The sequence below is a fragment of the Burkholderia sp. BCC1640 genome (assembly GCF_902833125.1).
GTDB classification, from domain to species: domain Bacteria; phylum Pseudomonadota; class Gammaproteobacteria; order Burkholderiales; family Burkholderiaceae; genus Burkholderia; species Burkholderia diffusa.
Genome location: NZ_CADFEF010000002.1, coordinates 307448 through 320093, shown reverse-complemented (window position 1 = coordinate 320093; position 12646 = coordinate 307448). Strand labels below are relative to the sequence as shown.

Here is a 12646-nt window from a genome sequence, read left to right as displayed (position 1 = left end):
CTCGATAACCGACGATGCGCGATTTTCTCGAGAAATTGATAAATGGTTAAATCTGGAAGGCGCCTCGCGCAGTGGCGTTGATCTTTTGTAACGGCCCTGTTACAGTTCCGGCGCACTGATATGCCGCTCATTCAATCGCAGCGATTGACAATCCGGGTGCCGGCTTCGCAAACATTACGATTTCCGATTTTTCCAGGTAGTACCGGAAGGGGGAGTCGATGGCGCGAGTCCGGTGGTCAATACGCAATGGGCGGCTTTCATCGAAAGCGGAGCGCAACCGCCTGATGCTGGGTGGCGCGATATAAAAACACCCAAGAGAAGCAATCCTAACGAGAACAACAATGGCCGATTTGCATTGGACCATGCCAATCGCCAGATGGACGTCGATTTCGACCGCGGGGGTGCCGGGCGTCGAAGCCCTCGATCCGATGGTGCGACGCCGCTTGAGCCGGCTGTCGCGGCTCGCGCTCCAGGCGGCCTACGATTGCGCCGGAACGGAAAATCCGTTGCGCATGGTGTTCGCATCGCGTCACGGTGAACTGGTGCGCACCACCGGCATTCTTGCCGATATCGGCGCCTCGGAACCTGTCTCGCCGACGGCCTTCAGTCTCTCGGTTCTCAATGCCGTTACGGGTATTTTCGGGATCGCCCGTCGCGACCGAACGGCAGCCACGGCGATCGCGGCCGGCCATGAAACCCTGGGCTACGCACTGCTCGAAGCCTTTTCCCAGTACGCAACGTCGCCGGGCTCGCCGGTGCTGCTCGTCTATGCGCACGAGCCAGCCGATCCCGTTTATGGCGATGTCGATGACGCTCCTGAGAGCGTCGGGCTGGCCATTCTGATTGGCGCCGATGAATCGGACGACTATCTGACCTGTGAGATGGCGGCGGGCGACGCGGACGACGCGGGCGATGCCGACGATGCGGCCGGTACGCAAAGCGAGGCGGTGCTGCGTTGCCTGTCCGCGCGCACCACGGCGTCGTGGCGCTGTCAGCACGCATCCTGGAGATGGAGCTTGCATGATCGCGCGGCTTGACTACGGCTGGCGTCTGTTCGCGACCGGTGCGAGCCTGGCGTTTTTCGCGCTGTGCGGATCGGCGTTCTCGTTGTTGGCGATCGTCGTCGGCGGATTATGGCCGCATCGGCGCTCGCGCCAGCGCGGGGTGACGCTTGTCATCCATTATTTCTTCCGCGCGCTGGTCGCGATGCTGCAACACATCGGCGTGATGAGGCTCGAGCTGAGCGGCGCGGAGCGCCTCGCAAAGGACGGCCCTGCAATCGTCGTCGCGAACCACCCGACCTGGCTCGACGTCATGGTGCTGCTGTCGCTGACGCCGAAGGCGTGCTGCGTCGTAAAGCGTGGTCATTGGGGCAACCCCTGTTTCTGGGGTATCGTCCGCGCGGCCGAGTACGTGAGCAATGCCGATGCCGTCCATCTCGTCGAGGCCGGCGCGCGACAACTGGCGGCGGGCTACACGATGATCATCTTCCCGGAGGGGACGCGCAGTCCGGGCGGCAATCGCCTGCATTCGTTCTCACGCGGTTTCGCACATATGGCGCTGCAATCCCGCACCCGGATCCAGCCGGTGCTGATCGATTGCGACCCACCGGTATTTACCAAGGCGCTGCGCTGGTATCACGTGCCGGCTCGAGCATTTCGTATGCGCATCGACGTCCTCGAGCCGATGGACCTGAACCGGCTGGCGCCGAACGTGACATCACCGTCGATTGCCGCTCGCAGCATCGCCCGCGAGGTGGAAGTGCACATTACTCAAAGCCTGTTTCAGCATGGATACTTTAAAACTGCAAATTAAGCAGCTTCTGATCGAGATGCTCGATCTCAGCGACATGGCGGTCGACGACATCGACGACGATGCGCCACTGTTCTCGACGGACGGAATCGGACTCGATTCCGTCGATGCACTCGAAGTCGGCATCATGCTGCGCAAGAAATTTCACCTGACGATCGCGGCGAACGACGAACGCACGAAAGCGCATTTCCGTTCGATCAACACGCTGGCGGCGTTCATTGCCGACCAGCAGTCTCACCAGGCATCGCAAGAAGCCGTGCTGGAAAAAGGGAGTCACTCGTGACCGACGCAGAAATCCTGGAGCGCATCCGCGCCATCTTTCATGAGAATTTCGCGATCGAGCCGGAGCGGGTGACGCCCGATACGCACCTGTTCGAAGAGCTTGATCTGGACAGCATCGACGCGGTCGATCTGGCCATCAAGCTTCAGGAAATGACAGGCAGGCGCATCAAACCGGAAGAATTCAAATCCGTACGGACCGTCGATGACGTTATCGCCGCCGTTCACGTGTTGCTCGCTCGCGCTTGACGATGGTGGTGACGGGCATGCGGGCTACTACGGGCACGGTCCTGCCGCGCTGGGCAGGTGTCGCGACCAGGGCTGCACTGGTCCTTGCCTATCCGCTCGTCATCCTGTTTGCGTGGCAGAGCATGTCGCCGCGTTACGTCGGTTGCCTGTTGATCGCATTGCTGTGGCTGCAGCGCACGATCGGCAAAGGCACGCTGGCGAAGGCGCTCAAACGCCTCACGCTACTCGACTGGGGCGTGGCCGGTGCATTGACCGTGTTGTCGGCCGCGATTGCTGTGACCGATAGCGAACGACTTCTTCATCTCTACCCGGCATGCGTGAGTGTCGGCTTGTTGGTCGCGTTCGGCGCGACGCTGCGGCACGGTCCGACCATGATCGAAAAATTCGCACGACTGACTTATCCCGAGCCGAGTCTGGAAATCGTCCGGTACACGCGGCGCGTCACACAGGTGTGGTGCGCGTTCTTTATCGTAAACGGCAGTTTTTCGGTCTATACGGCGCTGTACTGGAGCCGTGCGGGATGGGCGCTTTACAACGGGCTGATCGCGTATGTGCTGATCGGTGCGTTGATAGCAGGCGAGTGGCTGTGGCGCAGGTACTTCATCGCCGTCGCGCGAAAGCGAACGGGTGTCGCATGATTGCGCTGCACGAGATCCTGTGTGCCGAAGCGGATAGCGGAGTGGCGGTTTGTCGCGATGGCGCCGAGGTGCTGACGCTGGGTGATCTGCGCACTCGCGCCGGCGCGATTGCGAGGGTGGTGGAAGCGAGCGGCGCGCGACGCGTCGCGATCTGCACGGATGATCCGTACGAGTTCGCGTGTGCATTGTTTGCGGTTGCGGCGGCGCACGGGGAAGTCGTGATTCCAGCCAGCAGCGCACCCGGCTATCTTGATGCACTGGCGCATGCATACGACCTCGTGCTGGATGCGCCGGCACTGGCCGCGTGCGGGCACGACACGGATGCCGGATCTGCACGCTTCACTCGTCCGATCGATGCTGTCGCAGCGGTGACGCTTTACACGTCGGGCAGCAGCGGCACCGCGAAGCCGGTGCGAAAGTCGCTCGCGCAGCTCGATGCCGAAGTGCACACGTTGCAGCGCGAATGGGGCGACCGGACAGGCGCGGCAGTGACACTGTCGAGCGTACCGCATCACCACATCTACGGACTGCTCTTCAGGATCCTTTGGCCGCTGGCGGCCGGCCGTGCGTTTGACCGGATGACGGTGCTTGAACCGCTGCAACTGCAGCAGCGGCTGGCCGAATACGGTGGCGGTGTCGTGGTCTCCACGCCGTCGCAACTGATGCGCTGGCCGGCGTTGCCCGGTTTTCCGATGCGGGCGCCCATGCCGTGCGCGTTCTTCTCGTCGGGCGGCCCGTTGCCGGCCGATGCGGCTACGGCCTATTCGAACGCATTCGGCGCTGCGCCGTTCGAGATATTTGGCAGCACCGAAACCGGTGGCATTGCATGGCGTCGCCAGGACGTCGCACACGCGTGGCAGCCGCTGACCGGCGTCGACGTGCGCTGCGACGACGATGACGTGCTGTGCGTTCGCTCTGCCCATCTCGGCCACGATCGCTGGCACCGCACTGACGACACCGCACGATTCGACACGAACGGTCGCTTTGCACTCGCAGGACGACGCGATCGCGTCGTCAAGCTGGACGGCAAGCGCGTGTCGCTGCCGGAGCTCGAGGCGCAGATACTCGCGCATGCATACGTCGAGCAAGCGGCGGCCGTGGTGGTCGACGGTACGACGCGCGCGCACGTCGGCGTCGTGGCGGTATTGACCGCGGCGGGGCGCGATGCGCTGGCGGCGGATGGACGGGTTGCCGTTGCCACGACCTTGCGGCACGCGCTCGGTGCATATTTCGACTCGGCCGCATTACCGCGCTACTGGCGGTTCCTGCACGCAATGCCGTTCGATGCACGCGGCAAGTTGCCCGCTGCGGCGCTGGCGGCCGCATTCACGGCTACGCCGGAGGGCTTTGAACTGCTCGCGTCATGGCGCAGCGACGACGCGTTGCATTACGAGTTGCGCGTGCCGCCCACGCTCGCGCATTTCGACGGTCATTTTCCGGGGCTGCCGATCCTGCCCGGAGTCGTGCAAATCGACTGGGCTGCGCGCCTGGCTGGCCGCGAGATGCCGACCGTGCGCGAAATCCGTTCCGTCGAACACCTGAAGTTCAAGGCACCGGTGCCGCCGGGCGCTGTGCTGTCGCTGCGCATCGCGCATGACCGTGTACGCGGATCCACGCGCTTCGCGTTCCGTTGCGGCGACCGCGAATGCACATCGGGCGTTCTGGTCTATGGCACGGCGGCCCGATGAGCGACACCTGCATCGTCATTCCGATCTACAACCATCGCGCCGCGATCGGCGGCACGCTGGCGCGCCTCGCCGTGCACGGCCTGCCGATCCTGGTGATCGACGACGGCAGCGACGAGCCGACGCAACAGGTGCTGGCCACGCTGGCGGCGCGCTACGCGGGCCTCGTGACGCTGCTGCGGTTGCCGGTCAACGGCGGAAAGGGTGCGGCGGTCATGGAAGGATTGCGCGCCGCGCGTGCCCGGGGCTATCGGCACGCGATTCAGATCGATGCCGATGGCCAGCACGACGCGGCCGATGTGCCGAAGTTCGTCGCGGCCGCGCAGGCCGAGCCGGACGCCGTGATTCTTGGCCGGCCGCGTTTCGACGACAGCGTCCCGAAGGCGCGCCTGTACGGCCGCTACCTCACGCATGCATGGGTGTGGATCGAAACCCTGTCGCTGGACATTCCCGATGCGATGTGCGGGTTTCGTCTTTATCCGGTCGACGTCGTCTGCGAACTGATCGACGCGGTATCGATGCCGACGCGGATGGCTTTCGACAGCGAAATCCTGGTCCGTCTCCACTGGCGCGGCCTCGCGTTCAGGACGGTTCCGACGCGCGTCATCTACCCGGTCGACGGAGTGTCCCATTTCGATGTCTGGCGCGACAACGTGCGCATCAGCCTGAGCCACACACGGCTCGTCGCGGGGATGCTCGCCCGCGCGCCGATGCTGCTGACACGCCGTCTGGTCGGGCGGCGCGGCGCGGCGCCGACGGGCCGCCCGCGCGCATGGTGGCGCATGCCGGAGCGCGGCAGCCGGATCGGCATGGCGTTGCTGGCTCTCAGCTGCCGCTGGTTCGGCAAGGGCTTCACGTCGTTCTGGCTGCATCCCATCGTCGGCTATTTCGTGCTGACGAATCGTACGGCGCGCACCGCGTCGCATGCATATATCGCGCGCCTGCGCGATGCGGAGGCGGCGGCCGTGCCGAAGCCGGGGTGGCGCAGTGCTTACCGGCACATGCTTGCCTTTGCACAGGCAGGATTCGACAAGTTCGTCGCGTGGTCCGGCCGTCTCGACGAGCTCGACGTGCGTTTCGACGATTCGTCCGCGTTCGATGCGCTCGCGGCGAGCGGGCGCGGCGCACTCGTGATCGGCGCGCATCTGGGCAACCTGGAAATGACACGGGCGCTTGCGCTGCGCGACGCACACACGAAGGTGACGGCGATCGTCTACACCGAGCATGCGAAGCGTTTTACCGGCGTGCTTGCAGGCGCGAGCCGGGAATTCGGCAAACAGCTCGTCGAGGTGTCGAACTTCGGACCGGATACGGCAATGATGATGCAGTCGCGCATCGACGCGGGAGAGTTGCTCGTGATCGTCGGCGACCGCGTGCCGCCGCGTGATTCCGGTAAAACGGTCGACGCCCGTTTTCTCGACGCGACCGCCCCGTTCGCGCAGGGCCCGTATATCCTCGCCCACGCCCTTGGTTGTCCTGTCTACCTGTTCTTCTGCCTGAAGGAGGCGCACGGCTACCGCCTCTATTTCGAGCCGTTCGCCGACCGGATCGAGCTACCGCGCCGTGAGCGCGCCGAACACGTCGCGGCATGGGCGCAGCGCTACGCCGCGCGGCTCGAACATTATTGCCGCAAGGCTCCCTACCAATGGTTCAACTTCTTCGATTTCTGGGCGCGGCCCGATGGAGGTCCGCGTGGCGGAGCATGACATGAACGACGTCGCGGCATGCACCGCCGCGGATCCGAATCGGCCGGCCGTGGTGGTCGGAGGCCGGCATCTGACGATCGAGGACGTCGTCGCGATCGCCCGCGACGGTGCGCCCGTCGCACTGAACGCGGGACCCGAATGGCGCGCGCGGATCGAGCGCGGCGCGACCTGGCTGCGCGTCTATCTCGCGAATGGCGGCACGCTGTATGGCGTGACCACCGGATATGGCGACGCCTGCGTGGTAGAGGTGCCGCCGTCGCTCGTCGAAGCGCTGCCGCTGCAGCTGACCCGCTATCACGGGTGCGGCATGGGTGACTGGTTCGATGCGACGCAAACGTTGTCCATCATCGTCGCCCGGCTCAACTCGCTCGCTTTCGGCTACTCGGGCGTGCGGTTCACGTTGCTGGAACGGCTGGCCGACATGGTGAATCACCGCATCCTGCCACGTATTCCATCGGAAGGCTCGGTCGGCGCGAGCGGCGACCTGACACCGCTGTCCTACGTAGCCGCGGCGCTGGTCGGCGAGCGCACCGTCGTGTTCGACGGCGCCGAGCGGGACGCGCGGGAGGTATGGCATGCGATCGATCGCATGCCGCTGACGCTCGCGCCGAAGGAAGGACTGGCGTTGATGAACGGCACGGCGGTCATGACCGGGCTGGCCTGTCTCGCGTTTGCGCGCGCCGACTACCTGACACGTGTGGCGGCTCGCCTGACGGCATTGACCACCGTCGCGCTCGACGGCCGGGCCGGGCACTTCGATGCGCGGCTGTTCGACGCGAAACCCCACGCGGGGCAGGCGGAGGCGGCAGCGTGGATCCGCGCCGACCTGGTCGGGCGCGACGAATTGCCCGGACGCCGGTTGCAGGATCGCTATTCGGTACGTTGCGCACCGCACGTGATCGGCGTGGCGCGCGACGCACTGTCGTGGATGCGCCGCGATATCGAGAACGAGCTGAACAGTGCGAACGACAATCCGCTGATCGACCCGGACGAAGGGTGCGTACTGCATGGCGGCAATTTCTACGGCGGTCATATCGCGTTCGCGATGGATGCGCTGAAGACCGCGGTGGCCAACCTCGCGGACCTGATGGACCGCCAGCTTGCGCTGCTGGTCGACGACAAGTTCAGCAACGGACTCCCGCGTAACCTGACAGGCGCCGGGCCGGAACGCGCGGCAATCAACCATGGATTCAAGGCCGTGCAGATCTCGTCTTCCGCGTGGACGGCGGAGGCGCTGAAGCTCACGATGCCGGCGAGCGTGTTCTCCCGCTCAACGGAGTCGCACAATCAGGACAAGGTCAGCATGGGGACGATTGCTGCGCGCGATTGCCTGCGCGTTCTGACCTTGACCGAACAAGTTGCCGCGGCGCATGTGCTCGCGACCGTGCAGGCTACCCGGCTGCGACTTCGCGATAATCAGCAGACGCAACTTTCGCCCGCGCTTCGCGCGTTCGTCGACGATGTGGATCGTCAATCGCCGCTGGTGGTCGAGGACCGGCCGCTCGAAGCCGAGTTGCGCGCGCTGACCGCGCGCCTTGCCGCGTGCGAGGCGATCGGCGGCACGTACGGCGGAATCCGGCACGGGGAGGCGGCATGAACGCGTCTCGTCCGCCGCTGACCGCGACAGCCCGTGTCGAGGTCCTGTTTCACGACGTCGATGCCATGAACGTCTGCTGGCACGGCCATTACCTGAAGTACTTCGAGAGCAGCCGTGCTGCGTTGCTGCGCATGATCGACTACGACTATCCCGCGATGCTGGCGTCGGGCTACATGTGGCCGGTGGTGGAGGCGCATCTGAAGTACGTTCGTCCGGCCCATTACAGTCAGCAGCTCGACGTGCGCGCGACGCTGCTCGAATTCGAGAACCGGCTGAAGATCGGGTACGAAATCGTCGACGCGGCGTCCGGCGAGCGCTTGACGAAGGGATATACGGTGCAACTGGCGGTCGATGCGACGACGCGCGAACTGCAGTTCGTGTCGCCGCCGACCCTGATCGAAAAGGTGCATGCACAATGGGCCTGAATTCGCACTACCGACGGTTTGCGGCGGTGACGCTGACCGTATGCATGACGCTCTCCGGCGGCACGGTGCTGGCCGCCCCGGCGCCGGTTGCGGCGTCGCGGCCGTCGAATGCCGCGCTCGTATCCGACGTTGCGGCGCGGCTCGCGCGCATTGGCGCGATTCGCACGGATTTTCGGCAAACTCAGACGCTGTCGGCGATGAAGCAGCCGCTCGTCAGCACTGGATCGATGTTGTTCGATCGCAGGTCGGGCGTCGTCTGGCGAATCGAGACGCCTTACAAGGCTACTTACGTGATCACCGATAGCGGCGTGCGCGAGGTCGGCGCGGACGGGCACCTCGTCGCGCCCGGCGGCGGCGGCCGCGGCGTCGCGCAAGTGTCGCGCATGATGCGCGACATGCTCGGGGGTGACCTGTCGGCGCTGTACGCGCAATTCGACGTCGATGCGAGCGGAACGCCTGAACGGTGGCGGATGGTGCTGCGGTCGAATCAGCCACAGCTTGCCCAGGCGGTTCGTGTGCTCGAAATGAGCGGAGGCACTTATCTCGGCCGGCTCGACTTGACTTTTGCGAACGGCAATGTGACATCGCTGGAGTTCACTCGGCCGACGCCGGTCGACGCACCCGCGCCGGTCGAGCGCACGTGGCTGGAGGCCCGGTGATGGATGCGGCGCGTGATGTCGTCGACGCATCGGGCGAACGCGCACGGCGGCGCGGACTGTGTGCTGCATGGCTGCTCGTTGCGCTCGTGGCGGCTGCGTACATTCTATGGCGCTTCTCGAGCGGGGCCGCGCCGCTGCAGACGAACCTGCTCGCGTTGCTGCCGGCTACCGAGGCAAACCCGGTTGCCGAGCGAGCGGTCGACATGCTCGGAGATGCGCTCGGCAACCGCACCGTCTACCTGGTGACCGACCCGGACGCCGCCCGCGCCAAGGCCGCCGCGAAGCAGTTCGGTGCGCGGCTCGACGCCAGCGGAGCGTTTCGTTCGGTGACGGTCGAGGTGCCGCCATTCAATCTGTCGGACATCTCGGCTACCTACATGCCGGCCCGTTTCGGTCTGCTGACGGATGCGGATCGCCGGTCGCTCGAGCAAGGCGGGGCCACGCTCGACGAACGATTGGTCCGGCGTCTCTATGCACCGCCTGTGGACGGCTTGCAGACCGCCGTGGCGGACGACCCGTTCGGCTGGTTACAGCACTGGCTCGGCGAGCTGCCGCTCGCGGCGTCCAATCTGTCTCTCGAGGATGGCATGCTGGTGTCGCATCGCGATGGCGCAACTGGCGTCCTCGTGATGACGTCGTTGCCGGGCTCGGCTTACGAATCGAAGATCCAGCACGCCGTGCGCGTCGCGACGGACGATGCGGAACATGCGCTCGCGGCCGAGTTTCGGGGCGTTCGCATCGACCGCGCCGGCGCGGTCTTTCATGCGGAAGCAGCGCGTGCCAGCGCCGAGCGTGACGTACACGTGATCGGCGCGGTATCGCTGGGCGGCATCGCGCTGCTGCTCATGAGCGTATTCCGTTCGCCGCGCCTGCTGGTGCTCGCGTTCGCGTCGACGGCATTCGGCATCGTGTGCGCGCTGGCGGCAACGCTGCTCGTATTCGGCAAGCTGCACCTGTTGACGCTGGTGTTCGGTGTGAGTCTGATCGGCGAAGCCGTCGATTATTCGATCCAGTACTTCGTCGCGTATCTCTCCGCGGGGCGGCAATGGGACGCGCGTCGCGGTGCGGCGGCGGTCAGGCCGGCACTCATGGTGGCGCTGGCGACCAGTCTGCTGGGTTACGCGATCCTGATGTGGGTGCCGTTCCCCGCGCTCAAGCAGATCGCGTGCTTTGCAATCGTCGGAATCCTCAGCGCGTTCGCGGCCGTCACCGGCTTTTTGCCGCTCATGCTGACGAAGGGGCCACGGCGCGTGCCGTCCGGTGTCTTCGCGTGCGCGGCCCGCCTGCTGCGCGGATGGCAATCGCTGCTGGCCGGTCGGCGCGCCCTGATCGCTGCCATGCTGGTTGCGCTGGTTGCGATCCCGGGTTGGTCCCTCTTGAAGAGCGACGACGACATTCATCTGCTGATCCAGCGCGATGCGGACCTCGCGCGGCAGGAGAACAATATCCGCGCGGCGGTCGGGCTGGCGAACACGGCACAGTTCTTTGTCGTTCAGGGCGCGACGCCGGAGGAGGTGCTCGAGCGTTCCGAGGCACTGATCGGGTCGCTCGATCAGCAGCGGGTCGGCCGTGTCCAGTCGATCACGACGTTCGTGCCGTCGGCCAAGCAGCAGGCGCATGACCGTGCGGTGCTGGACACGCACGTGTTTGCCGATACCGCCGCACTGCGCGGGACGCTGGCGCGCGCGGGCTTCCGCGATGAGGCGGTCGACGCGTGGATCAACGCGTATTCCCGCAATGCCCCGGAGACGCTCTCCATCGACACCTGGCTGGCGGCACGCTGGTCGGCGCCGTTCCGCTATTTGTGGCTCGGACGAATCGAGGGCGGCGCCGGTCCCGTCGATGCGGCGCTAGCGATTCCCGAGCGGGTCGATGCGTCGAACGCCGAAACTTTCGCCGCCGTCGCGCGCACGCTGCCGGGCGTATCGTGGGTAGACAAGGCATCGAGTGTGTCGAGCCTGTTCGGTGCCTATCGGGTCGACAGCGGCTTGTGGCTGGCTGGCGCGCTCGTCGTGGTCACCGGACTGCTGATGTGGCGCTACGGCGTGCGCGGCGGCATCGCAACGACGTTGCCGGTCGTGTTCGCCATTGCGTTGACGCTTGCGGCGTTCGGCTATGCACGGGTGCCGCTTACGCTGTTCAATTGGCTCGCGCTGATGCTGGTACTCGGCGTGGGCGCCAACTACGCGGTGTTCCTCCGCGAAGGCTGCATGCGAGACAGTGCCGGCATCGGCGCAGTGTGGACCGGCGTGCTGCTGTCGGCGGCCACGACGTTGCTGTCGTTCGGGATGCTCGGAGCGAGCGCGATGCCCGCGCTGCGCAGCTTCGGCACGACCCTCGCGATGGGCATCGTGTTTTCGGTGCTGTTCGCGCCGCTTGCCACGCCGTCCACGAAGGAGTGTCGCGCATGAATTCGAAACAGGCGCCGGTTTATCTGTCGGCACCCGGCATGATCAACGCGCTTGGCGCAACCACGGACGAAATCGTCGACGCATTGTGCGCCGGCATCGCACCGGGCATGGCGCCGCGCACCGATGTTCCCGCCGGCGGCTGGATCGGGCGCGTGCGGTCGGCAGTCGATGTCGCGCCGCCCGAATCCCTCGCGCATTTCGATTGCAGGAACAATCGCCTGCTGCTTGCGGCGCTGGCGCAGATCGGATCCTGCGTCGACGCGGCGATCGCGCGTTACGGCCCGCGCCGGGTTGGCGTCGTGATCGGCACGAGTACGTCCGGGATCCAGGCCGCAGAGCAGGCACTCGCACAGCGTGTCGCAACGGGCGCGATGCCGGCCGGATTCGATTATCGGCAGATGGAAATCGGCACGGCGGCGCCGTTCGTGCGTGCGGCGCTGGGTGTGGCCGGGCCGGCCTACACGCTGTCGACGGCCTGCACGTCGAGCGCGAAGGCATTTGCAGCCGCGCGCCGCCTGTTGCAGTTGAGGTTGTGCGACGCGGTCGTCGTCGGCGGAGCGGATTCGCTGTGCGAGCTGACGTTGCAGGGCTTCGCCTCGCTCGAATCGGTCAGCCCGGGACGGACCAATCCGATGAGCCGGAACCGGAACGGCATCAATATCGGTGAAGGTGCCGCGCTGTTCGTGATGTGCCGCGATGAAGCAGCGGTTCGGCTGGCCGGCGTTGGCGAGTCGAGCGATGCGCATCACATCTCGGCGCCGGACCCGGCGGGATATGGCGCGGAGGACGCGCTGCGCGCCGCGCTCGCGGACGCCGGCGTGACTTCGTCCGCGATCGGCTATGTGAACCTGCACGCGACGGCGACGCGCCTGAACGACGAAATGGAAGCGAACGTGACGGCGCGGGTGTTTCCGCACGGCGTGCCGGCGAGCGGGACCAAGCCGCTGACGGGGCACATGCTTGGCGCGGCTGGTGCGACCGAACTCGGATTCGGCTGGCTGACGCTGGCCCGCGGGATCCCGCTGCCGACGCACGTCTGGGACGGCGAGCACGATCCGGCGCTGCCGAAACTCGATCTTGTCCACGGCGAGCGCCGCCTCGCGGGCGATGCAACAGGGCGCTATGTAATGAGCAATTCGTTCGCCTTCGGCGGCAGCAATGCCAGCCTGATTCTGGGAGCCTGAC

General features: G+C 65.7%; 12 protein-coding genes. All 12 read left to right on the top strand.

Going from position 1 to position 12646, the window contains the following annotated elements; genetic code table 11:
- Positions 1-341 precede the first annotated feature (341 nt).
- From HWX25_RS03835 to HWX25_RS03780, 12 genes are read left to right on the top strand one after another with little or no spacing between them, the layout of a single operon-like run.
- Positions 342-1037: a beta-ketoacyl synthase chain length factor gene (locus HWX25_RS03835; protein WP_175907219.1), complete on the top strand. Its 696-nt coding sequence runs from the start codon at positions 342-344 to the stop codon at positions 1035-1037.
- Positions 1021-1815 carry a 1-acyl-sn-glycerol-3-phosphate acyltransferase gene (locus tag HWX25_RS03830; protein ID WP_059525107.1) on the top strand — a complete coding sequence of 265 codons (795 nt, stop codon included), beginning with the start codon at positions 1021-1023 and terminating at the stop codon, positions 1813-1815. Before HWX25_RS03835 ends, HWX25_RS03830 begins: the two co-directional genes overlap by 17 nt.
- The gene (locus tag HWX25_RS03825; protein WP_059525678.1) at positions 1790-2095 is read left to right on the top strand and encodes a phosphopantetheine-binding protein; all 306 of its coding nucleotides are present in this window, start codon (positions 1790-1792) and stop codon (positions 2093-2095) included. Before HWX25_RS03830 ends, HWX25_RS03825 begins: the two co-directional genes overlap by 26 nt.
- Complete coding sequence (locus tag HWX25_RS03820) at positions 2092-2340, top strand: acyl carrier protein (protein WP_175907217.1); 249 nt, start codon at positions 2092-2094, stop codon at positions 2338-2340. The genes HWX25_RS03825 and HWX25_RS03820 overlap by 4 nt, the downstream gene beginning before the upstream one ends.
- A gap of 2 nt (positions 2341-2342) precedes the next feature.
- Positions 2343-2978: a hypothetical protein gene (locus HWX25_RS03815; RefSeq protein ID WP_175907329.1), complete on the top strand. Its 636-nt coding sequence runs from the start codon at positions 2343-2345 to the stop codon at positions 2976-2978.
- Positions 2975-4666, top strand: a complete 1692-nt coding sequence (locus HWX25_RS03810; protein WP_175907215.1) for an AMP-binding protein — start codon at positions 2975-2977, stop codon at positions 4664-4666. The genes HWX25_RS03815 and HWX25_RS03810 overlap by 4 nt, the downstream gene beginning before the upstream one ends.
- Positions 4663-6369, top strand: coding sequence for a glycosyltransferase family 2 protein (locus HWX25_RS03805; protein ID WP_175907213.1), 1707 nt, complete (start codon positions 4663-4665; stop codon positions 6367-6369). Before HWX25_RS03810 ends, HWX25_RS03805 begins: the two co-directional genes overlap by 4 nt.
- Positions 6356-7966, top strand: a complete 1611-nt coding sequence (locus HWX25_RS03800) for an aromatic amino acid ammonia-lyase (RefSeq protein ID WP_175907327.1) — start codon at positions 6356-6358, stop codon at positions 7964-7966. Before HWX25_RS03805 ends, HWX25_RS03800 begins: the two co-directional genes overlap by 14 nt.
- On the top strand, positions 7963-8391 hold the full coding sequence (locus HWX25_RS03795) for a thioesterase family protein (RefSeq protein WP_059525117.1): 429 nt from the start codon (positions 7963-7965) through the stop codon (positions 8389-8391). Before HWX25_RS03800 ends, HWX25_RS03795 begins: the two co-directional genes overlap by 4 nt.
- Positions 8382-9050 carry an outer membrane lipoprotein carrier protein LolA gene (locus HWX25_RS03790; RefSeq protein ID WP_175907211.1) on the top strand — a complete coding sequence of 223 codons (669 nt, stop codon included), beginning with the start codon at positions 8382-8384 and terminating at the stop codon, positions 9048-9050. The genes HWX25_RS03795 and HWX25_RS03790 overlap by 10 nt, the downstream gene beginning before the upstream one ends.
- Positions 9050-11461, top strand: coding sequence for an MMPL family transporter (locus tag HWX25_RS03785; protein WP_175907209.1), 2412 nt, complete (start codon positions 9050-9052; stop codon positions 11459-11461). The genes HWX25_RS03790 and HWX25_RS03785 overlap by 1 nt, the downstream gene beginning before the upstream one ends.
- Positions 11458-12645 carry a beta-ketoacyl-[acyl-carrier-protein] synthase family protein gene (locus HWX25_RS03780; RefSeq protein ID WP_175907207.1) on the top strand — a complete coding sequence of 396 codons (1188 nt, stop codon included), beginning with the start codon at positions 11458-11460 and terminating at the stop codon, positions 12643-12645. Before HWX25_RS03785 ends, HWX25_RS03780 begins: the two co-directional genes overlap by 4 nt.
- The last annotated feature ends 1 nt before the right edge of the window (position 12646 follow it).

What these genes read in the sequence shown, in the direction of transcription:
- HWX25_RS03835 (WP_175907219.1), top strand. Translation starts at nt 342, where the DNA reads ATGGCCGATTTGCATTGGACCATGCCAATCGCCAGATGGACGTCGATT.
- HWX25_RS03830 (WP_059525107.1), top strand. Translation starts at nt 1,021, where the DNA reads ATGATCGCGCGGCTTGACTACGGCTGGCGTCTGTTCGCGACCGGTGCG.
- HWX25_RS03825 (WP_059525678.1), top strand. Translation starts at nt 1,790, where the DNA reads ATGGATACTTTAAAACTGCAAATTAAGCAGCTTCTGATCGAGATGCTC.
- HWX25_RS03815 (WP_175907329.1), top strand. Translation starts at nt 2,343, where the DNA reads ATGGTGGTGACGGGCATGCGGGCTACTACGGGCACGGTCCTGCCGCGC.
- HWX25_RS03810 (WP_175907215.1), top strand. Translation starts at nt 2,975, where the DNA reads ATGATTGCGCTGCACGAGATCCTGTGTGCCGAAGCGGATAGCGGAGTG.
- HWX25_RS03805 (WP_175907213.1), top strand. Translation starts at nt 4,663, where the DNA reads ATGAGCGACACCTGCATCGTCATTCCGATCTACAACCATCGCGCCGCG.
- HWX25_RS03795 (WP_059525117.1), top strand. Translation starts at nt 7,963, where the DNA reads ATGAACGCGTCTCGTCCGCCGCTGACCGCGACAGCCCGTGTCGAGGTC.
- HWX25_RS03790 (WP_175907211.1), top strand. Translation starts at nt 8,382, where the DNA reads ATGGGCCTGAATTCGCACTACCGACGGTTTGCGGCGGTGACGCTGACC.
- HWX25_RS03785 (WP_175907209.1), top strand. Translation starts at nt 9,050, where the DNA reads ATGGATGCGGCGCGTGATGTCGTCGACGCATCGGGCGAACGCGCACGG.
- HWX25_RS03780 (WP_175907207.1), top strand. Translation starts at nt 11,458, where the DNA reads ATGAATTCGAAACAGGCGCCGGTTTATCTGTCGGCACCCGGCATGATC.